The sequence below is a fragment of the Dactylosporangium sp. NPDC000555 genome (assembly GCF_040300025.1).
Classification (GTDB): domain Bacteria; phylum Actinomycetota; class Actinomycetes; order Mycobacteriales; family Micromonosporaceae; genus Dactylosporangium.
This window is the reverse complement of record NZ_JBEPDB010000103.1, coordinates 1-25683: the sequence shown is the minus strand read 5'-3', so window position 1 is coordinate 25683 and position 25683 is coordinate 1. Positions and strand designations below refer to the sequence as shown.

Below are 25683 nucleotides of genomic sequence, written 5' to 3'. Positions count from 1 at the left end.
ACGATCGTTTGGTTCTCACGAACGAGCCGAGTGGTCAGCTTGTGCAGGTGGTCGCGGCGCCGGTCGGCGATCCGGGCGTGGACGCGGGCGACCTTACGCCGGGCCTTCGCCCGATTGGCGGAACCCTGCACCTTCTTCGCGAGGTTCCGTTGGGCGCGGGCCAGCCGCGCCCGGTCGGAGCGCTCGTGCTTCGGGTTGGTGATCTTCTCCCCGGTGGACAGGGTGAGCAGGCTGTCGAGGCCGGCGTCGATCCCGACCGCCGCGTCCGTGGTCGGGATTTGCTCGATCTGGTCGTCGCAGAGCAGGGACACGAACCAGCGCCCGGCCGCGTCCTGCGACACGGTCACGGTAGATGGGGACACGCCGTCGGGCAGGGGCCGGGACCACACGATGTGCAGGGGTTCGGTCATCTTCGCCAACGTGAGTTGGCCGTCGCGGTACCGGAACGCGCTGGTCGTGTACTCCGCCGACTTCCGGGACTTCTTCTTGCTCTTGAACCGGGGGTAGCGGGCCCGGTCAGCGAAGAAGTTCGCGAACGCCGCCTGCAGGTGCCGCAACGTCTGCTGCAACGGCACGCAGGAGACGTCGTTGAGGAACGCCAGTTCCTCGGTCTTCTTCCACGCGGTCAGCATCGCGCTGGTGGTGGTGTAGCTGACCCGTTCCTGCCGCAACGTCCACGCCTCGGTCCGGGCCTGCAACGCCATGTTGTAAACCAGCCGGACGCAGCCAAACGTCCGGGCAAGCTCGACTGACTGCCCGGGACTCGGGTAGAAACGGTACTTGAATGCCCGCTTCACGGCCGCGGTCATGGCTCACAAGCTAACACGCTCATCAGTGAACACTGCTGTGACGCGCTGGCATACGCCAATCCGTTTTGGCGGCGGATCGGCTTCCTCTACCCTGCTCCGCAGGGGTCCCGTTTCCTCTCCGGCCTGAAGGCCGGAGTATCCGCGGAAGGAATCCGATGACCACGCGGCGCACGCGTCAGCCCCAGGACTTGATACAGCTACTGACGCGGGCCGAGCGGCTGCTGGGCCGGCGTCTGTCCACAATCCTCGCCGCCGAGGGCTGCTCACTCGACGCCTGGCGCGTCATCACCCTGCTCTCCGACGGCGCCGGCCACCACATGACCGAGCTCGCCGAGCACGCGTTCCTCCCACCCGCCACGCTCACCAAACTCCTCGACCACCTCGTCGACGACAACCTGGTGTACCGGCGGGGCGACGAGATCGACCGGCGCCGCATCCGCGCCCACCTCACCCCCCGCGGTCGCAGGCTCCACCAGCGCGTCAGCCAACGGATCGACGCCAGCATGGCAACTCTGGCGACAGCCGCCGGCGAACGCGACCTCCTGGAAGAACTCCTGACCCGGCTCATCGACTCCCTCGAAGACCGGGAAGTCACCGCGGTGAGTCGATCTGAGTAAGCGAAGTCCCGCGAGATTCGATCTAGCGGGCGCCGGGCGGCGTCTAGCGCCAAAGGGGTGACCGACCCCGAGGAGGCAGCATGGCACCGCTCCAGCTCGCCGTGATCATCGGCAGCACGCGCGAGGGTCGCGCGGGCGAGACCATCGGCCGCCGGTTCGCCGAGGAGGCGATGCGGCGGGACGACCTGGCGGTGACCGTCGTCGACCTCGCCGCGTACGAGTTTCCCGGCAGCTACCCGGCGGAGCCTACCGCGGCGATACGGTCGTTCGTGCAGGACATCAACCGGGCCGAGGCGTTCGTCGTCGTGACCCCGGAGTACAACCACAGCTTCCCGGCCTCGTTGAAGCAGGCGATCGACTACGCGTACGACGAGTGGCAGGCCAAGCCGGTCGGCTTCGTGTCGTACGGGTGCCGGTCGACCGGGCTGCACGCGGTGGACGGGCTGCGGACGGTCTTCACCGCGCTGCACGCGGTCACGGTGCGCGATACCGTCGCGTTCGACCTGCTCAACCCGTACAACGAGCGGGCGGAGTGCCTGGACCGGCTGCGGCAGGACTGCCGGCTGCTGCTCGACGAGCTGTGGTGGTGGGGCATGACGCTCCGCGAGGGCCGCGCAGTGCGGCCCTATGTGAACTGAGACAGTGACGAAGACGAAGAGGAAGGTTTGCATCCGTGAGTGAACGCACCACGGGCGTGGCCGTCGAGGCCGAGGGCCTGACGAAGACGTTCGGCGAGAACCGCGCACTGGACGGCATGAATCTGCGCATCCCCGCCGGCACCGTCTACGGCCTGCTCGGGCCGAACGGCGCCGGCAAGACCACGGCGGTCCGCGTGCTGGCGACCCTGCTGCGCCCCGACGGCGGGCGGGCCCGGGTCTTCGGGCACGACGTCGTGGCCGAGGCCGACGCGGTCCGGGCCCGGGTAAGCCTGACCGGGCAGTACGCGTCGGTCGACGAGGACCTGACCGGCTTCGAAAACCTCGTGCTGCTCGGCCGCCTGCTCGGGCTGCGCAAGCCGGCCGCCCGCGAGCGGGCCGAGAAGCTGCTCGCCGCATTCGGCCTGACCGACGCGGCCGCGCGGCAGGTGAAGAAGTACTCGGGCGGCATGCGCCGCCGCATCGACATCGCGGCGAGCATCCTGAGCACCCCGGACCTGCTGTTCCTCGACGAGCCGACGACCGGCCTCGACCCGCGCAGCCGCAACCAGGTGTGGGAGATCGTCCGCGCGGTGGTCGCGCACGGCACGACGGTGCTGCTCACCACGCAGTACCTCGACGAGGCGGACCAGCTCGCCGGCCGCATCGCGGTGGTCGACCACGGCAAGGTGATCGCGGAGGGCACGCCCGGCGAGCTGAAGTCGTCGGTCGGCTCCGGCACCGTCCACGTGCGGCTACGGGATCCCGGACGGCGGTCGGAGGCGGAAACGGTACTCCAGGCGGCCCTCGGCGTCCCCGTACAGCTGGACGCCGACCCGGTGGCACTGACCGCACGGGTCGGCGGGGCCGGCTCCGACCTCGACGCGAGCGAACAGGCCGCGCGGGCGCTCGGTGACCTGGCTCGCGCCGGCATCGTCGTCGACGATTTCTCCCTCGGCCAGCCCAGCCTGGACGAGGTCTTCCTGGCCCTGACCGACCACCCCGCGGAGCCGGCCGGCGAGCGGGACGAACAGTTGGAGGTAGCTCGATGAGCGGTTCCGGAGCGAAGCGGAGGAGGCCGATCATCATGGGCTCAGGGTGGAGCTCGTGCGGCCGGAGCGGAGCGGAGGCAGCATGACCGAGGTTGCAACGTCGAGCGGGCGAGCGCCGACCGTCTTCGTGCCCTCGGCCGAGGCCCTCGCCACGGTCCTCGCCCCGGAGGCGCGCCCGCCCCGCCCGAGCGCGTTGACGGCGTCGATGACCTTCGGCTGGCGGGCGATGCTGAAGATCAAGCACGTGCCGGAGCAGCTGTTCGACGTGACGGCGTTCCCGATCATCATGGTGCTGATGTTCACGTACCTGTTCGGCGGCGCGCTCGCCGGCAGCCCGCGTGAGTACCTCCAGTTCTTCCTGCCCGGCATCATGGTCACGAGCGTCGTAATGATCACGATGTACACCGGGGTCGGCCTCAACACCGACATCGAGAAGGGCGTCTTCGACCGGTTCCGGACGCTGCCGGTCTGGCGTCCCGCCGCGTTGGTCGGCATGATCCTCGGCGACCTGCTGCGCTACGTCCTGGCCGCGTTCGTCATCCTCGGGATCGGCCTGGTGCTCGGATTCCGCCCGGACGGCGGCGTGGTCGGCGTGCTCGCCGGGATCGGCCTGCTGCTGGTCTTCTCCTTCGCGTTCTCGTGGGTGTGGACGTACTTCGGCCTCGTCCTGCGCAGCGAGAAGTCCGTGATGGGCGTGAGCATGATGATCCTGTTCCCGCTGACGTTCCTCAGCAACGTCTTCGTCAGCCCCGCCACCATGCCCGGCTGGCTGCAGGCGTTCGTCAACGTCAACCCGGTCAGCCAACTGGTGGCGGCCGTGCGGGCGGTCATGTCCGGCTCGTCCGACCCGTCGAACACGATGTGGCTGCTGCTGTGGAGCGCCGGCTTCCTGGTGGTGTTCGGCACGCTCACGATGTACCGCTACAACCGCCGCTGACTCAGAGGCGCCACGGTGGCGGCGAGGGCGTGCGATAGGAGCACGCGCTACCGGTCGACACCGTGTCGCGCAGGTGCGCGGCGAGGGCCGGGTGGCGCTCGTCGAGGCGGCGCAGCGTGTCGCGGATGCGGGCGGTGACCGTCTTGCGGGCGCGCTCGGCCTCGTCGCCGAGGCGGCGGGTGCGCCCGGCCAGGCCGGCCGCCGCCCGCAGCTGCTCCAGCAGCGCCGCGCGCTCGGCGTCGAGGGCGGCGAGCCGCGGCTCGTCGCCCCGCATCGCGGCCCGGTCGATCTCCTCGTCCAGCAGACCGAGGTGGTGCCGGTACCGCGTCTTCGCCTCGTCGTCGAGCACCGGGTCGCCGCCGAGCCGGTGGGCGGCGGCCAGCTCGGGGCCGGCGGACGGGTCGAGCAGCTCGGCGACCGGCACGTCCACGCCGGGGCGGCTCAGCAGCAGGCGCAGGTCGTGCAGGCCCTTCGCGTCGGGCAGGTGGACGATGGTCCCGGCGTATGCGAGCCGCCAGACCGCCCCGTCGAAGCGGAACTCGTGGTCGGCGGGTGGCGGCTCGTGCGCCGGTGCCGCTGTCTGCGCGCCGAGCCGGCCGGCGACGTGCGGCATGCCAAGCGCCCGCGCCTGCTCGGCCACCGCAGCCCGCAGCGCGGCTGCCTCCTCCGTCTGGCCGCGGCCCGACAGCGCCTCCACGAGCCCGGCGCGGGCCAGCAGCGACCAGTGCCGCGAACCCATCCGGTCGGCGGCCTCGCCGGCGGCGCGGAAGCCGGCGACGGCGTCGTCCCAGCGCCGCTCGGCGAGGTCGAGCCGCGCCAGCCAGTGGTCCACCGGGCCGCTGACGTCGCAGCCGAACAGCGCGACCAGCCACTGCCCGCGGTACGGCCGCAGCACCTCGCGCACCTCGGCGCACCGGCCGTGGTCGCCCGAGGCGGCGGCGACCTCGGCCCGGAGGCGGTGCCAGAGCGGGGAGACGGCGCGACCGTACCGCACGCCGGCGGCCTCGATGGCAGAGGTGAGCCTTGCGGCGGTACCGGCGTCGCCGCGCTCGGCCGCCGTGATCGCCCGCAGCAGCTGCACGTAGTCGCGGTCGGGCAGGTCGGGCCGGTCGAGCAGCGCGTCGATCTCCGCGAACCGGCCCTGTGGCAACAGCCACGCCCACCGCAGGTGCGGGGTGGTGAACGCGTAGTCGCCGTCGGTCCACTCGCCGAACGACTCCAGCTCGGTGTAACACGCGTCGGCCTCGGCGAAGTCGCCGCGGAACCCGGCGACGACCCCGCCGTCGATGGCGAGCATCATCCGGTACGACGCGAGGTCCTCCCCCCGACCGAGCGTGGCCAGGGCCGTCAACTCCCGGTAGTAGCCCGGGTCGCCGAGTTCCAGCAGCGCGACCCAGCGCAGCGAGGTCGCCCACAGCTCGGTCTCCACATCGCCGGTGCGGCGGGCCACGTCGCGGATCTCGGCGGTGAGCGCCGCCCGGTCGGCGGCCGTGCCGAGCCCCCAGGTGGTGTCGTGCCGCGCCCAGAGGGTGAAGGTGAGCGCCTCGTCGTCCTGGCCCTTGCGGGCGAGCGTCTCGGTGGCCGTGATGAGGTCGGTGACGAGGGCTCCGGGTGCCGCGGCGCTCGCGGGCTCGCCGATCAGGCGGCGGTGCGCCTCGCGGAGGAGCCGCTCCGGGTCGGTGGTGCTGTCCGAGGAGTGCCGGTACCGGTACACCGTGATGGCCACGCGGGCGAGGACCACCGGGTCGTCGAGGTCGAGCGCGATCGCCGCGGCCTCGGCCATGAGCCGCTCGGCCGCCGTCCGGTCGCCGTAGTGGTGCCGCAGGGTCTGGCCGAGCTCCACCATCGTCTTGGTGCGCTGCGCCGGGTCGGCGACGACGTCGAGCGCGCGCCGGTAGTGCATCACCGCCTCGTCCGACGCGAGCCGGCGCGTGGCCGCCCGGGCGGCCACGAGCAGCAGGTCGGTGGCGTGCGCCGGGTCGACGCCGGGACCGGCGAGCCAGGCGTGCCCGGCCAGCTCACCGGGCAGCAGCCGCTCGGCCAGCGCCGCCGAGCGGTCGGCGGCCCGGACCACGGCGGCGTGCCGGGCGCGCCGGTCCTCGTCGCCCAGCCCGTCGTACAGGGTCTCGCGGACCAGATCGTGCACGAAGGCGAACCGCCCGCCGCTGCGGGAGACCACGAGCCGCGCGGTGACCGCTCGGCCCAACAGCCGGTCGGTCTCCGCGGCCGGGCTGGGCACGCAGTCGGCGAGCACCTGCCGGTGGAACTCGCGGCCGAGCACGGCGGCTACGGTGAGCGCCTCGACGACCGCGGCGGGCAGCTGCGCGAGCCGCTGCCGCACGGCCTCCCGCACCCCGGGCGCGATGGCACCGGCCTCACCGTCGACGCGCCACAGCCGGGCGGTCTGCTCGACGAAGAACGGATTGCCGCCGGTGCGGCGGTGCACCTCGTCGAGCAGCTCCGGGCCCGGCTCACGGCCGGCCGTGCGGGTGATCAGGGCGCCGACCTCATCGCGGGACAGGCCGTCGAGGGTGATCGTGGTCGCCTTGGCGGTCAGCGGCAGCAGCAGCGGCCGCAGCAGGTGGTCGGCCGACTCGACCTCGGCGTCACGGTAGGTGCCGATGAGCAGCAGGCGCTCGAACCAGGTGTGCTGCGCGGCGAACTGCAGCAGCCGCATCGAGGCCGGGTCGGCCCAGTGCAGGTCGTCGAGCAGGACGACGACCGTCCGCCGCTGCGAGACAGCGACCAGGGCGGTGGTGACGGCGTCGTGGAGCGCGAACGCCTCCTCGTCGCTGTCGCCTCGGTCCGCTCCACCGACGCCGTCGTCGTCGGCGCCACGGATCCCGGTGGTCGGGGCCTCGATGGTCGGCGCCTCGCCCAGCAGGCGCCGCAGACCCGGCTCCGCGGCCTCGCGCGCGAGCTCCCAGTCGTCGGGCGAGCGGCGCAACCCGCGCACGACCTGCACCCACGGCCAGTATCCGGGCGCGCTGCCGGACGCCCAGCACGCCGCCCCGAGCACCAGCGCGCCCCGGCGCCGGGCCTCGTCGGCGGCGGCCGTGACGAGCGTCGTCTTGCCGATACCGGGCTCGCCGCCGACCAGCACCAGCCCGCCATGGCTCGCGAGGGCACGGTCAACCGCCGTGCGCAGCAGGCCCGCGGGATGCTCCCGCCCGATGAGATCCATGACGTCTCCACCGTAGCGGAACGTCCGGAGAACAATCGGGGACGCCGGGACACGCACGCTCGAACGCGCGGCGGCCCGGAACATTGCCCCGGGCCGCCGCCAGGTCCGTCTGTCGTACCCGGGTCAGTTCCGAATCAGGTCGAACTTCTCCCATTGGCCGATCGCCGTGCGGTTGGCGATGAGCGGCGAGGCACCGGCGTTTTCCGCGGTGACGTACTGGTTGTTGGCGCGGGCGCGCAGGCTCACGCTGCCGTCGCTGTTGTTGATGAGGTCGAACGCTTCCCACGGGCCGATCGCCGCACGGTTGGCGATGAGCGGCGAGGCACCGGCGTTTTCCGCGGTGACGATGTTGTTGTTGGCGCGGGCGCGCAGGCTCACGCTGCCATCGGTGTTGTTGATGAGGTCGAACTGCTCCCACTGGCCGATCGCCGTGCGGTTGGCGATGAGCGGCGAGGTGCCGGCGTTGTCGGCGCTGACGATGTTGGTGTTGACGCGGGCGCGCAGGCTCACACTGCCGCCGCCACCGCCGCTTCCACCGGCGCCGAGGGCGAGCCCCATGCGGCGCTGGATCTCGGCGTACGAGGTGCCGGCCGGTGCGAGGTGCAGCGTCTCGCCGGCCGAGGTGGTGACGGTGACCCGGGTACCGGACACCGTTCCGGCCGAGGCGCCGTTGCGGTACAGCTCCAGGGTCTGACCCGGCCACGGGTTGGTGAACACGAGCGACCGGCCCTTCTGGCTCACCGCGCGCACATACTGCACGGCGTTGTTCTCCAGGTCGGCCGAGATCAGGAACCCACCGTAGGCGGCCAGGTCGCCGAACTTGGCGTTGGTGTTCGACGGCCAGTTGGGGAACACCTTGACGTCGTTTTGGAACGACTGCAGCAGCATCTCGCTGACGCCCGACGGGACCACGTTGACGTTCTCCAGGCCTCCGCCGTTGTGGTGGATGGCCATGTTCGTGAAGCTGCTGCTGGTCGCCTCGGTGCGCAGGTTCGACAGGATCGTCGACGGGTTGTACCCGACCCGGGCAGCGGCCGGATAGAAGGTGCACGGCGCGTTGCCGCCGTGCCAGGCGTTGCCGAGCTGGCCGATGGTGTTGCGGGCGTTCTGCAGGTCGGTTGCCGAGCTGTTCAGGCCGACCAGGCCGCCCGGGTAGATGTACTGCGCGGCGATGTCGTTGCCGTCGTCGATGAAGTCGCTGCCGACCTCGGTCTCGCGTACCACGGTCTGCCCGTTGCGGGTGAAGGTGGCCGGGGTGCTCAGGTTCGACAGGATGTTCTGCCACGTCACGCGGGTGGTCGCGTCGACGTTGAGGGCGGTGCTCATGTCGACCAGACCCTGGAACAGCAGGTGCACCAGGCCCAGCGACATACTGCTGTTGGTCTGCGGGTAGGCCTGGCCCTCGTGCGGCGCGTCGTTGGTGATCACGTAACGGTTCCGGGCCGCGTCCCAGGTCAGATAGTTCTGCCAGAACAGGCCGACCTGCTTCAGCCACGGGTACACCTGGTTGGCGTAGCCGGTGTCGTAGGTGTACTCGAACCGCATCACCATGTTGCTGGCCAGGTTCGCGGCGTTGGACTTCTGGTTGTGCAGGGCCGTGTCGGCGCTCGTGCCGCCGGGCGAGATACCGACGGGGTAGTAGACGCCGGTGAACCCGTTCTGCGCGGCCAGCTGCTGCCCGCGCGACTGCCAGTCCAGCACCGGCTTGTCGTAGCTGCCGGCCTGGTCGACGTGGTTGGTCGTGAGCGCGGCGTAGAACGGCACCTCGTAGTTGTAGTTGGTGTGATAGTCGCCGTTCCACGCCATGTTGCCGCTGATCCAGTTGCCCCACAGGCCCGGGGCGTACTTGCCGTTGCGTGACGCGCTGGCCAGCAGGTACAGCGAGCCGTACCAGCTCTTCTCGATCGCCTTGTCGGGGATCTCGACGTACGACTGGGACCAGAAGTTCTGCCACCAGCCGCGATGCGAGGCATTGTGGTTGTCGGCGTCGGTCTGGGTGAGGTTGGTGACCATCGACACCGCGCTGCTCTGGTAGCCGCCGGTGTCGATGCTGGACTGGACGCCGACGACGAGCGTCGACGTGGTGCCCGGGGCGAGCGTCAGGGTCAGCCGGTTGCCGGAGATCGACTGGGAGCCGCCGATGGTGCGGGCGGCCATGCGGGCCCGCGGGTCGCCGGGGCCGCCGGTGTCGGCCTGCACATCGCCGCTGAGCACCCGGCCGTCGTTGGACGCCGCCGGCGTCCCGCCGGAGCCGTTCTGCAGGGTGATGCCGATGCTTTGGGTGCTGCCACCGGTCAGCGTGAACGACGTCACGAACAGGTTCGCGTTGGCGTCCACCCAGCTGGTGGTGCGCAGGGTCTGGCCGCCCAAGGTGTACGTGCCGCGGACCTCGGCGTTCTTGATGTCCTGCACGACGTTGTACGAGGCGCCGGACAGCCCCGACGCCGACACGACCACCCGGCCGAGCGGCTTGATCGCGTGGGTGGTGGACGACCAGAAGTCGTTCTTGCCGATGTAGAAGGTCTGGTTGGTGATCGGGCCGCCTTCCACGACGCCGACGTCGCCGTTACCCATCATCGGCCCGTCCTGGGTCGAGCCCGAGGTCAGGTTGCTCGGTGGGGTGTTCCAGGTGCCGGTGTACTGGCCGACGATGCGCGCGGCGTGGCTGGCGGTGGCCGAGTCGGCGGCGGCGGCGCCGGGCCGGATGACGGTGACCAGGGCGGCGGCCAGCAGCAGCACGGCGGCGGGACCGCGCAGGCGTCTGGCATTGGGGGTGTGTTTCACGGATGCTCTCGCTTTCGCGATCCCCGCCGGGCCTGGGTGCGGCGTCGGCGGGTCGGGTGTCGTCAACCACGCCGCCGAAACGCAGTCGCACTGATGAGGTAACGTTATTCCGTAGATTGACGGCCGTAAAGGTCAGTGATCGCGCTTTTTGGGATATCGTTATCTTCACTCAGCTTTGGCGGCCGGCGCCGCCCGGCTCCGAGTTGGCCTCCGTCCGCAAGATCGGAAGGATGATTCGCGACGGTCTTGCCGCGTCGTGATAAACGGACTGGATGGCGACCGGCATGCGGGCCGAGGGCGTCAGGCCGCTGCCGGTGTCTCCGGTCACGCCCAAAGTCCCGAAGTTGCGGTCCCACCGGGGGAAGCAGCTTCAGGTGATCTGTAGGCGCATGCGGTGGCCGGGCAGGAAGACATGCGCCGTCGACCACAGGTCGATCACGTATTCCTGAGGCCGGTCGCCATCGGCGCCTTCATGGACCAGCGGCTCCCACACGCCCTGCGACTCGAACCGGCCGCGGCAGTCCTGGATGACAACCAGGTAGCCGCGGCCGGCGGCGCTGACCGGATCGAGCCGGGCGAGCACGGTCGGGTCCTGCTTGCCGTACGGGCTGCGGGCCAGCAGAACCGGCCACGGACCTGCGCCGGCCGGCCGGTAGACGTCGGCGCGCAGGATGGTGCCGTCGCGCATCGTCGCTTCGAGCCCGCTTTCGAGCCGGACCTCCAGCGGGTTCGTATCCACGACGGCACCTCCCGCTGTGGTTGTCCGGCGCGCCTCGCGGAGGAATAACGTTATTTCGAAGAGTGGGCCGCGCCGCGCGGCGCTGTCAAGACCCCTGTCACAGCGTTGCAGCCGACGACGTGGCCGGGACCGGGACCTCGCCGGACCCTCGTGCGGTGAGCGACACCGGGAGGACGACCGACTGCACCGGCCGGGACGGGTCGGCGATGCGGGCGCAGAGCAGCTCGACCGCGGTCCGGCCGATTGTCGCGGTGTCCTGAGCGATGACGGTCAGCGCCGGTTGCAGCAGGTCCGCGAGGGGGACGTCGTCGAAGGCCACGATCGCGAGGCGGGAGGCGGCCTGCGGTCCCAGCCGGCGCAGGACCGCGATGGTGGTGTCCGGGTTGCCGGTGACCAGCGCCGTCGCGGGGTTGGGGCCCTGCAATACCGCGTCCAGGGCCGCGGCGACGCGCTCGGCCGTGATGTCGCCGGGGTGCACCAGGCCGCTCACCGGCTGCCCATGGGCAACGAGCGCGGTCCGGAAGGCGGCCGCGCGCTCGCGGCCGGAGAAGACGCGCTCGCTGTCGCCGAGGTAGGCGATACGGCGGTGTCCGTGCTGGTACAGGTGGTGGAACGCCATGCCGATGCCTGCGGCGTTGTCGGACATGACGCAGTCCACCGGCAGCCCGCTCATCGGCCGGTCCATGGTCACGACCGGCACGCCGGCCTCGAGCTCGGGTTCCAGGTAGCTGTGACTTTCGCCGAACGGCTCGACGACGATGCCGTCGAGGCGTTGCCGGCACATGGAGACCAGAATGTCGCGTTCGCGGCTCTCGTCGAAGTCCGTGGAGGAGGCCAGCAGGGTCAGGCCGGCGCTGCGGGCGGTCTGCTCGATGGCGGCCAGTGCTGGGTTGGTCTCGGCGATGCGCCGCACGGCGGCGCCGATCGTGCCGGTGACGCCGGTACGCAGCTGACGCGCCCGCTCGTCCGGGCGGAAGTTCAGCGCGGTGATCGCCGCTTTGACCTTGGCGACGTATTCGGGCCCGACCGTCGGGTCGTTGTTGACGACCCGCGACACCGTGCGCAGGGCCACCCCAGCCTCGCGTGCTACATCGACCATGGTCGGCCGCTTGACCCGCGCGCCGGCGTTGCCCCCGCCCTGTGCGTGGCTCATCCACGTTCTCCCTCATCGCGTTACAGCGTCGTTACAGAGTGACGCTTGACACATACCCGAAACCTAGGCCTACCCTCTGCGGGATAACGTTATCCCGCAGGGGTTCCGGCGCCAAGCCGTGCCACCCGTCGGGCCACATCATCCCCCTGGAGACTTCCATGCGGCACAATCGTCTGCTCGCGGCCGGCCTCGCCGCCGGGCTTGCTCTGATCGCCGGGTGCTCCGCCGCGTCGCCCGACGGTGCGAAGGATGGATCGACCACCCTCACCTACCTCACCTTCGAAACCCCCAGCCTGACCGCATCGTTCTGGGACACCACGATCGCCAGCGCCCAGAAGACTGTTCCGGGCCTGACGGTCAGGAAGCTGGTCGCCCCGACCACCGATCGCGACGCCTACGCCAAGCAACTGCAGGCCTCCGGTCAGTTCCCGGACCTCCTACAGTCGATCACCCCCTCCACGTTCGTCAAGGCGGGCCTGCTCAAGCCGTATGACCAGGGCTGGATCGACGCCAACTTCCTGCTGCCCAAGGGCAACGCCTACAAGGGCAGCGTCTACATCCCGCCGACCAACTCGCAGATCATCCCGATGGTCTTCTACAACAAGACGCTGTTCGCCAAGGCCGGGATCACCCAGCCGCCGAAGACCTGGTCGGAGTTCACGGCCGCCTGCGCCAAGCTCAAGGCGGCCGGCATCACCCCGATCGAGCTCGGCGGCGGCGACCCGTTCGCGGCCTCGATGCCACTGACCGGCATCCTGTCCGCCGACGTGCTTGGCAAGAACGCGAACTGGCTGCAGGACCGCTACGCGGGCAAGGTCAAGTTCAGCGATGCGAACGTCCAGACCGCGGTGGCGAAGTACCGGTCGCTGGCCAAGAACGGGTACTTCGAGGAGGGCGCGCTCGGAGTCAAGTACGCCGACTCGATCACGAACTTCACCTCCGGCAAGGCGGCCATGTACATGATGGGCAGCTGGTTCCTGGGCTCGGTACCCAAGGACCACGCCGACGACTTCGGCGCGTTCATGACGCCCACCGATGACGGCTCACTGGTCGTGCCGTTCGCGGTCGGCGGTTCGATGGCGATCAGCGCCAAGACCGCCGCCCCGGACAAGGCGACCGCCTTCGCCCAGGCCTGGTCCCTGGACCCGGCCAGCCACAAGGCCCTGATCGAGGGCGACGGCGCGTTCCCGATGCTCAAGGGCAAGACCCTGGCCGACTACAACGTCACCGTCACCAAGGTGTTCGAGGAGTCCTACGCCTACGTCCAGAAGGACAACACCAAGGTCTCGGCGTTCGGCTGGGCGACCAACGACGACTCGATGCCCTCCGGCCTCAACGACGAGTACTACGCCGCCTGCCAGGCGCTCTACAACTCCGATGACATCGCCGGCCAGATGGCCAAGCTCGACGCCGCCTGGGACAAAGCGACCAAGTGACCCCCGACACCGGCGCCGGGCCGATCGAGGCCCGGCGCCGGCTCGTCGTCTCATCGACCTTCACCAAGGGAAGCGCCATGATCACTCGTGCCCGCCGGCACCGCGGCGAGACCGCGCTCGGAGCCCTCGCCGTCTTGGCCATCGGCCTGTATGCGCTGTTCATCATCATCCCGGTGATCATGAGCGCCTGGAAGAGCCTGACCGACGAGAACCCGCTGCTGGCCCACGCCAACTTCGTCGGGCTTGACAACTACACCGACATGATTCACGACGAGCGCTTGACGGCCAGCCTCACCTTCACCCTGGTCATGGCCGGCGCGGTGACGATCGTGGCCAACGTCGCCGGGATCGGGTTCGCGATGCTGCTGAACAAGACGTCGCTGAGCTTCCGGACGATGCGCACCGTCGCCTTCCTGCCGCAGGTGCTCTCCGGGGTCATCGTCGGCTTCGTCTGGCGCTACATCCTGGCGCACGACGGCATCCTCAACGAACTCCTGATCGCCGCGCGGATCATCGACCGGCCGATCACCTGGCTGGGCAGCCCGGGCATGGCGATGTTCTCGGTCGGCCTGGTCTGCGCCTGGGTGCTGACCGGCTTCACCACCGTCGTGCACCTGGCCGCGTTGCAGTCCGTCCCGGTGGACATGTATCAGGCCGCCATGGTCGACGGCGCCGGGCGCTGGCAGCGATTCCGGCGCATCACCCTGCCGATGGTGGCTCCGGGCACGACGATCAGCGTGACCATCTCGCTGATCACGATGCTGAAGCTGTACGACATCATCGCGGCACTGACGTCCGGTGGCCCCGCGAACGCGACGCAGTCCACCGCCCTGTACATCGTCAAACTCGCATTCACCGACGACCAGTTCGGCTACGCCTCGGCGGTGGCGATGCTCCTGCTGGTCCTCTCCGCCGTCATCGCGCTCTCGGTGACGGGGCTGCTGCGCCGCCGGGAGGTGGACCTGTGAGCACGACGACCTCGAAGCCGCGCCGGACCGCCACGCCGACCGCGCCCGTGCGGGGCAGGAACCGCCGCGCCGTGATCGCCAAGGGCCACCTTGCCGCGGCCGCGCTGTTGACGCTGGCCTTCGTCAGCCCCGTGTACCTCACGATCGTCAACGCCTTCAAGACCCAGGACCAGATCATCCGCAACCCGTCGGCGCCGCCCGTGCCGCCGACCACGCAGAACCTCAGCGACGCCCTGGCCCGCACCGACAAGATCATCCAGATCGGCCTGACCAACTCCGCGTTCACCGTCATCGTCTCGCTGCTGCTGGTCCTCCCGCTCGGGGCGGCGTTCAGCTTCTGGCTGACCCTCCGATCGGCGCGCTTCCGCCGGATCGCCCTGGCCGGCTTCGCCGCCGGCCTGATGATCCCGCCCGCGGTGGTGCTGTTGCCCACGATCAGGATCCTGACATTCCTGCACCTGGATCACACCTATGCCGGACTGATCCTGGCCAACGTCGGCGGCGGGTATCTGTCCTTCGCGGTCTTCGTCTACTCCGGATTCCTGCGAACCGTACCCCGCGAGATCGTCGAGGCGGCGGCCATGGACGGCGCTGGGATGCTGCGCATCTGGTGGACGATCGTCATGCCGCTGCTGCGCCCCGCCACCGCCACCGTCGCGATCTTCCTGTCCCTGTGGATCTGGAACGACTTCATGAACCCGCAGTTCATCCTCGGCCCGCTCCATGGACAAACCATTACTACCGGGCTGTATCTGTCACTCGGCCAATACACCACCAACTACGCCCAGCTGTTCGGCGTGATGTTCCTGGCAGCCATCATCCCCGTCGCCGGCTACCTCGCCATGCAAAAGCAGTTCATCGCCGGACTCACCTCAGGAGCCACCAAGTGATCCACCACGCGGCCCGCATCGAGGAGATCCTCGTCCTGCACCACAGCCACCTCGATATCGGCTACACGCACTCCCAGCCGATCCTGTGGCGGCTCCAGGCCGAATACATCTCCCAGGCCATAGACTGGCTCGAAGAGACAGCCGACCTCCCGGAAGACTGCCGGCCGAAATGGACCTGCGAGGCCACCGAACCGGTCCGGCGCTGGCTGGCCGACGCCTCCCCCGAGCAGATCGTGCGCTTCAAGGACCTGTGCGACCAGGGCCGGATCGGGCTCTCCGCGCTGCGCTGGAACGTGACTGCCCTGATCGACCGGCCGGGGATCCGGCGGCTGCTCGCCGGCAAGCGCGAGCTGGAAGATGTCGTCGGCCGGAGCATCCCGGTCGCCTGCCAGCACGACGTCAACGGTGTCCCGTGGCCGATCGCCGACGAACTGCTCGATGCCGGCGTCGACCTGTTCGTCACGGCGATCAACCGGCACCTCGGCCGGCCCGTGACGCCCCGGCCCGGACTCTTCGCCTGGCAGGCGCCGTCCGGACGGCACCTGCGCGTCTTCAACGGCAGCCACTACACCATGTTCGACCAACTCCTCAACGCCTGGGACGACTCGGTGGAGCGCCTGGCCGAAGGCTGGGACGCCCTCCACGAGCGGCTGATCCGGACCGGCTACCCGCTCCCCTTCGTCTATCTCAGCTCGACCTGCTCCCCCGTCATGTGGGACAACGCGCCGCCGAACCCGTACCTGCCCGACCTGATCCGGCGCTGGAACGAGCAGGAACGCGGCCCTCGCATCCGATACGCGACCTTCGACGACCTCAGAGAGCGGGTCCTGCGAGTACCCGACGACGACATTCCCACCCTCCGCGGCGACTGGACCGACTACTGGAGCTTCGGCGCCGCCAGCACCCCGGTGGCCACTGCCGTGAACCAGCAGACCAAACCGCTCCTGGCGGCCGCGCAGGCCCTGCGAGCCGACCCAAACCTCATCGCCCAGGCTGCCGAGCAGGTCGACCTGTTCGACGAGCACACCTGGAGCCACTGGAACACCGAACCGGGAAACCCCCAGGCACAGGCCATCGAGGCCATCAAGCAGGCCGGCGCCCACCGGGGCCACGAACTGGCCGCATTCGCCGTCATGGACGCGCTCGATCGCCTCGCGGGCAACCCCGTCGCAGACAAGCGGATTGCCCGCGTCCTGGTCTGCAACCCCACCGAGTACGACCGCAGCGTCACCCTCGACCTCCCCGACGACTGGTTCGCCGCACCGACGCCGGCCACCGAACGGACCTACCGGGCCAGCCGGATGGCGTACGAGAACCGGCCCTGGCGCACTCCCGCTGCGAACGAACCACGCCGATGGTTCGGGCCAGTCGATCTCCCTGCCCGAACCTGGCGGATCATCGGCGTCGACGAGCTACCCGGCCCGGCCTTTCCCGATCAGCCGAAGCACGACATCGTCCGGCGCCAGCAGTCGGCTCGCGAGCTGAACTTCGCCGCCGCGGTCAACCGCGTCGCCTCGACGGGCCGCATCACCTCGCCGTTCCACGAGCTGCTCTACGATCCCGAATCCGGGCGGATCATCTCCCTGGTCGACCGCGCCACCGGTCGCGCCGTCCTGCGCCCGCGCTCAGGTATCGACCTGATGTCATTCATCCGGGAGCGCCCTGACCCACTCGCCGACGACAGCCGGCGTGCCTTCTATCGGCGGGACCTGGAACTGGAGATGCTCGACGAGTCCTGCTGGCAGCCGTGGACGCCGATCCGTGAACCCGCCGAGCGGGTGCTGAGCTGCACCGTGGAGGAACGACCCGGACGTGTCACGCTGGTACGTCGCTTCGCCGCACCCGGCACCAGAAGCCTGACGCAGCGAATCGCTCTCGACGCGATCGACCCGGTCATCCACATCGACGTCGACATCGACCTCGCCGGAGACTCCTCGCCCAGCGGCATCTACTTCGCCGTGCCGCTGGCGATGCACTCGGGATGGCAGGCCGTGTTCGACACCGCCGGACAGCTGGTAACCCTCGACGACGAGCAACTGCCCGGCGCATCCCGCGGTTGGGTGACGGTCGAGTCGGCGGCGGCGATGTGGGACGGACATGGCGCGGTCGCGCTGCTCACCCGTGACACGCCGCTGGTCCAGTTCGGCGGCTTCCATTTCGGGCCGCCGCCGGACGCGATCACACGGGATCCCGATCCGCTGCTGCTCAGCTGGGTGGCCAACAACTACTGGGACACGAACTACCCGCAGGTCCAGAATGGGCGCGTCACCTTCCGGTACGGGCTGCTGACGCTCGCTGAACCCGACCTGGCCGATATCGCGGCGAGAGCCGCGACGTTCCGCAGCCCCGTGCTCACGTGGCCGGTGACGACCGGAGGGCGTGGACCGGCGGCGGGCAGGCTGTGACCCCGGCCTCCACAAGCAACTGCTGCAGGCGGGGGCCCGGAATAACGGATTGCCGCCGGTGCGGCGGTGCACCTCGTCGAGCAGCTCCGGGCCCGGCTCACGGCCGGCCGTGCGGGTGATCAGGGCGCCGACCTCGTCGCGGGACAGGCCGTCGAGGGTGCAGGGTACGGACGTTGGGACTCAGGCCGGAGGCGGCCACCGCAGGAAGTCGCGATCAGCCGGTTTTGCGGATGCGGCCGGGATGGTGGCCATCAGCAGGGTGCCGCCGCCCGCGGGGCTGGTCATGGTGAGGTGGCCGCCGAGTGCCTCGACCCGGTCGCGGAGGCCGGTGAGTCCGGTCCCGCGGTGCGGATCGGCGCCTCCGACGCCGTCGTCACGGATCGACAGGTGCAGGATGCCGTCCCGGGTTGCCGCTCGCACCCGCACCACCGAGGCGTGGGCGTGTCTGGCCGCGTTGGTCAGCGCTTCGGACACGACGTGGTACGCGGCTGTCTCGACCACGGGAGGCAGGCGCGGGCAGGTGCGCAGATCGAGGTCGACCGCTACGGGCGACCTGCGGGCGAGTGCCTTGAACACGGGTGGGAGACCGCCCGCGGCCAGCAACGTCGGATGGATGCCCCGCGAGATCTCCCGCAGGTCGTTCACGGCACTGTTCAGGTCGCACAGGACGCCCGACAGTTCCGCCTTGGCCGGTTCCTGCTCCGGCGGCAGGCTGGCCTGTACGGTGCCGAGGCGCATCGCGACGGCGAGGAAATGCTGCAGTGCGCTGTCGTGCAGGTTGCGCTCGATGCGCTGGCGGACCTGGTCCGTGGCGGCGACCAGCCGGGCCCGGGACGCGGCGAGCTCGGCCCGGCTGGCGGCGTTGGCGACGGCGGTGGCGGCAAGGTCCACGAAGCCCGCGACGCGAGCCTCGGTGTCGGGTGGCAGCGGCTCGGACTCGGCGGACGCGATACCCGCCATGCCCCACAGCCGCCCATCGACGACGATCGGCACCCCGACCGCGGAGCGGATGCCCTGCTCACGGGCGTGCGCGGCGGCGCGGCCGGTGGCGGCTTCGAAGCTGTCCATCCGGGCAGGGCGGCCGGTGGCCCACACCATCGTCAGGACGTTCTCGCCCTCCAACGGCCAGCGCATCTGGTCCGGCCGCTGGAAGGGCGGGTTGGTCGAGACGACGATGGCCGTGCCGTCCTGTTCGTAGCGACACAGCCAGGTGGCGTACTCGCCGAGCAGCCCGGACAGCTCCGTCGTGATCGCGTCCAGGACCTGGGATGGGCTACCGCCGTGCGCCACGAGGTTCGCCACCCGCCCCAACGCGGCTTGTTCGGCGGCCAACTGGCGCAGATGCTCCCGGCTTGCCTCCAACGAGTCCAACACGGCCGCCCGTTCGCAGCCGGCGTGCAACAGCGACGCCAATGACGGTACGACCCGCTGCCGCAGCCGCAGGACCGTCCGCTCGGGCACGCCGACCGGCACCACCAGGGTCCCCAGCTGGGCGGCGCCGGCGCACAGCGGAAACGCCAAGTGCCGCCCGTCACCGGGGACGGCGGCGAGGTGGATCGCCGCGTCCGGCAGTTCAAGCGATCGCGCGATGCACTGCGCGACCGCGGGCAGCACCGCGGGCAGATCGTCCGCGTGTAGCACCAGCCGGGCCGTCTCAGCGGTGAGATCGGACTCCCCGGCTTGGACGGAGCGCAGCCGGGACAGGTCCGCCACCGCGCTCGTGGCCACCGCGACGATGAGCAGCAGCGCCAGCCCGACGACCTGCCGCATGTCGGAGACGGCGAACCCGCCGACGGGCTGAACGTAAAAGAAGACGAACGCCACGGTGCTCGTCACCGCGGTGGCGAGCCCGAGCCACATTCCCCACACAGTCGAGGCCACCAGCACCCCGACGATGTAGATCATGCCCGGGTAAAAGGGTGTCATGACCTGCCGGAGTGGGTAAGCCAGCAGGGTCTCCACCACGATCAGCAAGGCGGCGACCGCGATCCCCAAGCTTCGGGGCGGGGGTGTCGGTCGCACCAACCGGGACAGCGAACCGACATGCACTTATAGTATTTTAGCCCGATTCCGGTTGAGCGCAGCGCTCGCAATGAGACATCGGTGGCCAGCCGTTGCCCACGCTGACGATGGTGAGGTACCCGGACGACAGCGGCAGCTCGTCCAGCAGTACGACCGGCCGCGGTGTGCGGTCCGCCGGGAACTGCGCCCACCGCGTCACGGCCTCGGGCGCCACGCCTGAGGGCAGCGGCCCCGGCGGGTCCGGCGCGACCGCCGCCCTGCCGTCGCACCCGGCGACTCCTGCCAGGGCGGCCAGCGCCACCCCGACGACGACCACGGCCCCGCACCATCTCCTCATGGCGCTCCTTGCATTCCGTTGTGCGATCCGTTCGGCGTCGGGGGGCACCGCCTCCGAGAACGCTTCAACTCGGATGAGGTACCAGTTCGAGTGCGGCCTCTACGGCGATCTCTTCAATCCCGTACAGGAACGCCTCCGCGTCGCCGGGCGAGACGAAATGGGTGTCCATGAAAACCGTGATCTGCACGGCGTCCGCTACGTCGTCGATGTGGACGAACAGCCTCTCGAAGGGGTCGTCCTGCCGGATCGTCCAGCGGAACGTGGTCTGGCTGCCGGAGAGGGCATCGCGAATCTGTGCCGACGTCGGTGTCGGGCCGGCCGAGCCTGCTCGCGTGGTGATGCGGCGGTCGTTGTAGAAGCAGCCGATGTCGAAGTCCGGGCCCCGCTCCTGGGCCACTCTCGCGATCAGGTCGTCCACGTCTACCGGATGGAAGTAGGCGTGCTTGTACGACGCCATCGCCGCCTGCCGGGTCCGCGTCAGTGCCTCCGGGAAGGGCACCCCCGCGACGTCCAGCGCGCAGAGACCGCTTTCGGCGACGGTGCACACCACATCGGCGAGCCCGGGGCGGAATCGGTTGTTCACCGTGGGCCGGAACACCACCGGATTGATCCCGGTCATCCGGTGCAGCGCCATCGCGTAGACGGCCATCAGCACCGGCGAGGCGTCCATACCGGCCCGGTCGGCGATCGCCTGCGTCGCCAGCTGCAGAGCCAGGGATCTGAACTCACCCCGCCAATGGCGTGGCTGCCGCCGGTCATCCGAGCCGGCGAACCGGCGCGCCGGGATGGTCCGCAGCAGCCGTTCCCAATAGCGCAGCGCTGCCTGGTTCTGCCGGACACCGGCCGGCGAACGCTGCCACCTGGCCTGCTCCAGCGGCTGCATCCCCTTGATCGGCGCGGTTTCCCGGGCGTCGAGCTCGGCTATCATCAGCGCGGCGCCCGAACCGTCGGCGACCAGGTGACACATGATGATGACCAGGTGCGTCGGCAGCCCCGCTCGCACCACCACGCCCATGCGCAGCGGCCACTGCGTCACGAAGTCGTATTCGGTCTCCTCGTACCGCCGCCGCATCGCCTCAGCGATCTGCGCCGGGTCGTCGTCGCCCGCATCGACGACGTCCAGCGCGATCTCACCCGAGCTGGAAACCACTTGGGACGGCCGGCCGTCGGCATCGAAGCGCAGCCGGGTACGCATCGGCTGATAGCGGCTCATCAGGTAGCGGAGGTTCTCCACGACGTCGGCGAGGCTGGTGCCGGCGGGCAACGCCACCGCACCGCCCAAGGGCAGCCAAGAGTTCTGGCGCCGCATCGCCATCCACAGGTCGAGCTGGCCCCAGGACAGGTCGTCGACGCCGGAACCCTCGCCCTCAAAGGCGACAATGATCTGTTCTGCCATGCCGCCGGCCCTTCCTGATGCCACGAAGTCCATCGATCACCCGGACGATATCGTACAGAGTCTTAACAGATAACCGGACGGCGTCGCGACGAGTCTCGGCGAGTCCGCTGGCCAGGGTCGCGAGGGCCGGCAAGCCAACGACCTCCCGCTCACCCGCCATTGCCGCGTCCCTGCGTGCCCGGCACGGCCGGACACACCGACACCATCGATATATCCTTTTTCCTGGCGGAGTGTACGGATTCGTAGCGGACGAATGGGTCCGGCTCAACGCGTCGGACGGGCAGCCTGTCGTTGAGGAAGCGGGCAACCACGGATACGTTGGGATTCCGTCGCGATGCCGGCGACCTTGTTTGGTGCGGAGCAGTGGATCCGCTGCGCCGCTGGTGCTGCCCGTGCGGTCAGCCGATGGTCATCCCGGCTGAGCAACGGCGCGGGGTTGGTGTCGGCGCCGACCCATTCGGCGCGTCGTCGTTGCTCCATCCTCCATCGCGGCCAGGGCACCAACGCAAGCCGCCCCGGATCCGGGGCGGTGCCTTATGCCCGCCGACGCCCCGACGATCCTGGCCTGCTCGTTGGCTTCGACTACTCCGGCCGCACCCCGATCGACTGGCGGCCCGGCCCGGTGTTCGGCGACCCGGACCGGCAGCCGCTGTGCTTCCTAGCCGCCGTCTGCTGACCATCACCCGAACATAGGGGCCTGTGGCAGGTGTACGGCGATGTCCATGCCGCCGGTCGGCCGGGCGGTGGCGGAGATCTCTCCGTCGTGTGCGGTGACGACCGCGCGGACGATGGACAGGCCGAGCCCGGCCCCGCGGGTGCCGTTGGCGGCGCCTCGGACGAACGGTTCGAACAGCCGTCGTTCCTCGTCCGGTGTGACCGGCGGGCCAGTGTTGAGCACCCGTAGGAACGCGTGCCCGTTCGCGGTGCCGGAGGTGATCGTGACGTGTCCGCCGGCGTGGTTGTAGCGCAGGGCGTTGTCCAGCAGGTTGCCGGCCATCCGTTCCAGCAGTACCGGCTCGCCGCTGGCCGGTGCCGGCCGCAGGTCGGCCTGCAGGGTGACGGCCCCGTTCGCCGCGCGGCCGGCGGCGGCAACGGTCGCGGCGGCAACCTCGGCCAGGTCCACGGGCGTCCGGCGGAGCGGACCGGCCTGGCTGCGGGCCAGGACCAGGAGCCCGTCCAGGGTGCGCTGGCTGGCTTCGACCGCGGTGGCGATGTCGCCGGCCATCGCGATGAGTTCGGCCCGGTCGGGTTCGCCGTCGAGGGTGACATCGATGGCGGTACGCATGGTGGTGAGCGGGGTACGCAGTTCGTGTGCGGCGTTGGCGACGAACAGGCGCTGGCTGTCGAGAATCCGGTCGCGTTCGGCGATGCCGTGCTGGATGCGGTCCAGCATGCCGTTGATGGTGGTGGCCAGTGCGGAGAGTTCGTCGGCGGGCTGGCGGACGGGTACCCGTTCGGACAGGTTCTCCGCGGACAGCCGGTCCGCGGTACCGGAGATCGCGCGGATGGGGCGCAGGATCCGCCCGGCCACCAGCCAGCCGGTCAGCCCAGCCAGCGCGGTCAACACCAGCAGCGCCGGCACAGCCTGGGTCAGCAGCTTGGACATCGCCTCGTCGATACGCAGCCGCAGGCTGCGAAACAACAGCAGATACGTCAGCGCCGTCAGCAGCAATCCGGCGGCCAGTACCAGGCCGGTGTAGACGAGGGTGAGCCGGCTGCGGGCGGTCAGTCGCCAGGTCATCGGGCGATCCGATATCCGGCACCGGTCACGGTTTCGATCAGCGGCGGATCACCGAGCTTCCGGCGCAGGGTGCTGACCGTGATCCGGACCGCGTTGGTGAACGGGTCGGCATGCTCGTCCCACACCTTGTCCAACAGCGTCTCCGCGCTCACCACGGCACCGTCGGAGGCGAGCAGCCGTTCCAGCACCCCGAACTCCTTCGGGGTCAGCGACAGCAGCCGGCCGTCGCGTTCGGCGGTGCGCCGGGACGGATCGAGTGCGACATCCCGCGCGCGCAGCACCGGAGGGCGGGCCGGCGCGGCGCGCCGGGCCAGCGCATGTACCCGGGCGACGAGCTCGGCGAACGCGAACGGCTTGCCCAGGTAGTCGTCGGCGCCCAGGGCCAGCCCGTCCACCCGGTCGGACACGGCACCCGACGCGGTGAGCATCAGCACCCGGGCGGTGCCGCGCTGCGCCAACAGCCGGCACACGGTGTCGCCGTGGACCACCGGAAGGTCCCGGTCCAGGACCACCACGTCGTACGGAGTGACGTCGCATCTGTCCAGCGCCTGCCGACCGTCGTGGGCCACATCCACGGCGCAGCCGTGCTTACGCAGCCCGGCTGCGATGTACGCGGCCAGCGGCTCCTCGTCCTCGACCAGCAGCACCCGCATCCACCCAGTATCCCCACCACCACATATGGGCGACGTATGGGAAGGCGATCGGCTACCGATAGGCGGTCGTCGGTAGACCTGCAACGGTCCGTTTATCGATCGGGAAAGGACCGTGATCATGGATTCGGTACTCGGTATCGACCGGCGGCGGCTGGTCAGATGGGGAGGGTTGGCGGCCCTGACCCCGCACGCGTGCCGGTCGGCTGTCGTCGTCCTGCTCTTCACCGCAGCGCTCGTCACGCCTAGCCACGCAGCCCAGGCCGCGCCAGTCAACTGCCTCGCGCCGGTGCCGAGCACCACCCGGCCCGGTTATTCAGTCGCCGATCCTAACTGCGACCTCAACGGCACCCCGTTCCAGCCGCTCACCGATGCGGGCGGCAACCCCGTCAGCAAGACATACACCGGCATTGAGGACGGCGCCGCCTTCCGTATGGAGGTGCCGTTGAACTGGAACGGCGAACTCGTCGTGTTCGCCCACGGCTACCGAGGCGCCGGCGTCACCGTGCGGGTCGACAACCCCGACCTGCGGGCCCACTACGTGGCCCGGGGCTTCGCCTGGGCCGCGTCCAGCTACCAGACCAACGGCTACGACGTCGGGCAGGGCGTGCGTGACTCGCACGCGCTGATCGCCCAGTTCGCCCGCGTCCACGGCACAGCGGCCCGCACTGTCTACCTGACAGGCGGGTCGATGGGCGGCCACATCACGGCGGTGGCGATCGAGCAGTTCCGCGGCTCGTTCGTCGGCGCCATGCCGTACTGCGGCGCCCTCGGCGACGCCGAGCTGTTCGACTACTTCCTCGACGCGACGGTGACCGCGGCCGCGCTGGCGCGCGTCCCCGTGCGATTCCCACTGCAACCGCCGGCGGACTTCCCGACCACCTTCCGCGCGACGGTGGACGCCATCAAGGCGGCGCTCGGCGTCGAAGTCGGGCGGCCACCGAACCTGACCCCTGCCGGGCGGCAGTGGTCAGACGCGGTCGAGCGGCGCTCCGGCGGTGAGCGGCCCGGCTTCGAAAGTTCGTTCGCGTTCTGGAACGCGCTCAAAGGGCTGACGCCGAACAACGACATGCCGTTCCTGTTCGGGCTCTATCCCGGCCTTGACGGCGGCACGGCCGGCATCGCGGACGGCAACCTCACATCCAACCGGTCCACCTGGTACAAACTGGACGATCACTGGCTGCCCAGCTCGGACGAGATCAAGCTGAACCTGACCGCGCTCCGGGTCGACCACACGGCCCAGCCGAGCCCGGACCTCAGCGGCGTGCCGCGCGTGCACGGCGATCCACGCATTCCCGTGCTGTCGCTGCACAACGTCGGCGACCTGTTCGTGCCGTTCTCGATGGAGCAGGTCTACGCGACCCGCGCCGGATCGCACGGGCAGTCGCGGCTGTTCGTGTCGCGCGCGATCCGAGCCACCGGGCACTGCGACTTCACCGGTGCCGAGCTGGCCCGGGGCTTCGACGACCTGGTGAGCTGGGTCCGCACCGGGCACCGTCCGGCCGGGGACGCCATCCTCGACCGGCGCGTGGTGGCCCGCGACGACTTCGGCTGCCGGTTCACTGTCGGCGTCCGGGCGGACTTCGTCGCACCCGCCTGCCCCTGACCTCTACCCGCACAGTTGCAAGCGGCGCGTTTCAGGCGGGTTCATCCCAGCCCGGCCGCTGTCGAGGCGTGTTCAGCGCCCCGGCAGCGGACGGTCGGGCCAGCCGCCGGGAAGGGCGGGCCGGACAGATGTCACGGCCGGACGGAAGCGGAGGCGGCATGCTCAAGGGATGGCACGGCTGGTTCGGCACGTTCACCGGCGTGGCACTCATCACGGTGGCCGTACTGCCGTTGGCCGCGCTGGCGGTGTGGGCTCTGGCACGCAGCCGGCGTGGTACCGGTGACACGCCGGCGTGGGCGTGGCGGAGGTCGCTGGCCGAGGT

20 protein-coding genes are annotated in these 25683 nt (G+C 70.1%); 10 read left to right on the top strand and 10 right to left on the bottom strand.

Annotated features, from left to right (window positions below; genetic code table 11):
* A partial coding sequence (locus tag ABT297_RS38015) for an RNA-guided endonuclease InsQ/TnpB family protein (RefSeq protein ID WP_350557425.1) occupies positions 1–809 on the bottom strand: 809 nt, incomplete at its 3' end.
* 155 nt (positions 810–964) lie between these two features.
* Between ABT297_RS38015 and ABT297_RS38010 the strand changes: the two genes are divergently transcribed.
* From ABT297_RS38010 to ABT297_RS37995, 4 genes are all read left to right on the top strand, one after another.
* On the top strand, positions 965–1426 hold the full coding sequence (locus ABT297_RS38010) for a MarR family winged helix-turn-helix transcriptional regulator (RefSeq protein WP_350557424.1): 462 nt from the start codon (positions 965–967) through the stop codon (positions 1424–1426).
* A gap of 80 nt (positions 1427–1506) precedes the next feature.
* Positions 1507–2064 (top strand): NADPH-dependent FMN reductase, encoded by a 558-nt coding sequence (locus ABT297_RS38005; protein WP_350557423.1) that lies wholly within the window; start codon positions 1507–1509, stop codon positions 2062–2064.
* Positions 2065–2099: 35 nt separating this feature from the next.
* The gene (locus ABT297_RS38000; protein ID WP_350557422.1) at positions 2100–3113 is read left to right on the top strand and encodes an ATP-binding cassette domain-containing protein; all 1014 of its coding nucleotides are present in this window, start codon (positions 2100–2102) and stop codon (positions 3111–3113) included.
* Between the two features lie 82 nt (positions 3114–3195).
* Positions 3196–4050: an ABC transporter permease gene (locus tag ABT297_RS37995; protein WP_350557421.1), complete on the top strand. Its 855-nt coding sequence runs from the start codon at positions 3196–3198 to the stop codon at positions 4048–4050.
* A gap of 1 nt (position 4051) precedes the next feature.
* Here the strand turns inward: ABT297_RS37995 and ABT297_RS37990 are convergent, their stop codons facing one another.
* The 4 genes from ABT297_RS37990 to ABT297_RS37975 all read right to left on the bottom strand — a co-directional run bounded on the left by ABT297_RS37990 (position 4052) and on the right by ABT297_RS37975 (position 11910).
* A complete protein-coding gene (locus ABT297_RS37990; RefSeq protein WP_350557420.1) occupies positions 4052–7234 on the bottom strand; it encodes an ATP-binding protein in 3183 nt (1060 codons plus the stop codon).
* Between the two features lie 123 nt (positions 7235–7357).
* A complete protein-coding gene (locus ABT297_RS37985) occupies positions 7358–10018 on the bottom strand; it encodes a fascin domain-containing protein (protein ID WP_350557419.1) in 2661 nt (886 codons plus the stop codon).
* A 370-nt stretch (positions 10019–10388) separates the two neighbouring features.
* Entirely contained in the window at positions 10389–10757 is a 369-nt protein-coding gene (locus ABT297_RS37980; RefSeq protein WP_350557418.1) for a CocE/NonD family hydrolase, read from the bottom strand.
* A gap of 97 nt (positions 10758–10854) precedes the next feature.
* The gene (locus ABT297_RS37975; RefSeq protein ID WP_350557417.1) at positions 10855–11910 is read right to left on the bottom strand and encodes a LacI family DNA-binding transcriptional regulator; all 1056 of its coding nucleotides are present in this window, start codon (positions 11908–11910) and stop codon (positions 10855–10857) included.
* Between the two features lie 158 nt (positions 11911–12068).
* Here ABT297_RS37975 and ABT297_RS37970 point away from each other — a divergent pair, with 158 nt between their 5' ends.
* The 4 genes from ABT297_RS37970 to ABT297_RS37955 are packed head-to-tail and all read left to right on the top strand — an operon-like array spanning position 12069 to position 17609.
* The gene (locus ABT297_RS37970; RefSeq protein ID WP_350557416.1) at positions 12069–13346 is read left to right on the top strand and encodes an ABC transporter substrate-binding protein; all 1278 of its coding nucleotides are present in this window, start codon (positions 12069–12071) and stop codon (positions 13344–13346) included.
* A complete protein-coding gene (locus ABT297_RS37965) occupies positions 13343–14314 on the top strand; it encodes a carbohydrate ABC transporter permease (RefSeq protein WP_350557415.1) in 972 nt (323 codons plus the stop codon). The genes ABT297_RS37970 and ABT297_RS37965 overlap by 4 nt, the downstream gene beginning before the upstream one ends.
* Entirely contained in the window at positions 14311–15204 is an 894-nt protein-coding gene (locus ABT297_RS37960; RefSeq protein ID WP_350557414.1) for a carbohydrate ABC transporter permease, read from the top strand. Before ABT297_RS37965 ends, ABT297_RS37960 begins: the two co-directional genes overlap by 4 nt.
* Positions 15201–17609 carry a glycoside hydrolase family 38 N-terminal domain-containing protein gene (locus ABT297_RS37955; RefSeq protein WP_350557413.1) on the top strand — a complete coding sequence of 803 codons (2409 nt, stop codon included), beginning with the start codon at positions 15201–15203 and terminating at the stop codon, positions 17607–17609. Before ABT297_RS37960 ends, ABT297_RS37955 begins: the two co-directional genes overlap by 4 nt.
* 180 nt (positions 17610–17789) lie before the next feature.
* On the opposite strand, the gene ABT297_RS37950 is transcribed toward ABT297_RS37955, so the two are convergent.
* The 3 genes from ABT297_RS37950 to ABT297_RS37940 all read right to left on the bottom strand — a co-directional run bounded on the left by ABT297_RS37950 (position 17790) and on the right by ABT297_RS37940 (position 21397).
* A complete protein-coding gene (locus ABT297_RS37950) occupies positions 17790–19583 on the bottom strand; it encodes a DUF4118 domain-containing protein (RefSeq protein WP_350557412.1) in 1794 nt (597 codons plus the stop codon).
* A gap of 85 nt (positions 19584–19668) precedes the next feature.
* On the bottom strand, positions 19669–19968 hold the full coding sequence (locus ABT297_RS37945) for a hypothetical protein (RefSeq protein ID WP_350557411.1): 300 nt from the start codon (positions 19966–19968) through the stop codon (positions 19669–19671).
* Positions 19969–20032: 64 nt separating this feature from the next.
* Complete coding sequence (locus ABT297_RS37940) at positions 20033–21397, bottom strand: condensation domain-containing protein (RefSeq protein WP_350557410.1); 1365 nt, start codon at positions 21395–21397, stop codon at positions 20033–20035.
* A 496-nt stretch (positions 21398–21893) separates the two neighbouring features.
* Between ABT297_RS37940 and ABT297_RS37935 the strand changes: the two genes are divergently transcribed.
* Positions 21894–22040, top strand: a complete 147-nt coding sequence (locus ABT297_RS37935; protein WP_350557409.1) for a hypothetical protein — start codon at positions 21894–21896, stop codon at positions 22038–22040.
* A gap of 3 nt (positions 22041–22043) precedes the next feature.
* Here ABT297_RS37935 and ABT297_RS37930 read toward each other — a convergent pair whose 3' ends face one another.
* Positions 22044–23105, bottom strand: coding sequence for a sensor histidine kinase (locus tag ABT297_RS37930; protein WP_350557408.1), 1062 nt, complete (start codon positions 23103–23105; stop codon positions 22044–22046).
* The gene (locus tag ABT297_RS37925) at positions 23102–23758 is read right to left on the bottom strand and encodes a response regulator transcription factor (protein ID WP_350557407.1); all 657 of its coding nucleotides are present in this window, start codon (positions 23756–23758) and stop codon (positions 23102–23104) included. The genes ABT297_RS37930 and ABT297_RS37925 overlap by 4 nt, the downstream gene beginning before the upstream one ends.
* Positions 23759–23876: 118 nt before the next feature.
* Here ABT297_RS37925 and ABT297_RS37920 point away from each other — a divergent pair, with 118 nt between their 5' ends.
* Complete coding sequence (locus ABT297_RS37920) at positions 23877–25361, top strand: phthalyl amidase (protein ID WP_350557406.1); 1485 nt, start codon at positions 23877–23879, stop codon at positions 25359–25361.
* Positions 25362–25683: the final 322 nt, after the last annotated feature.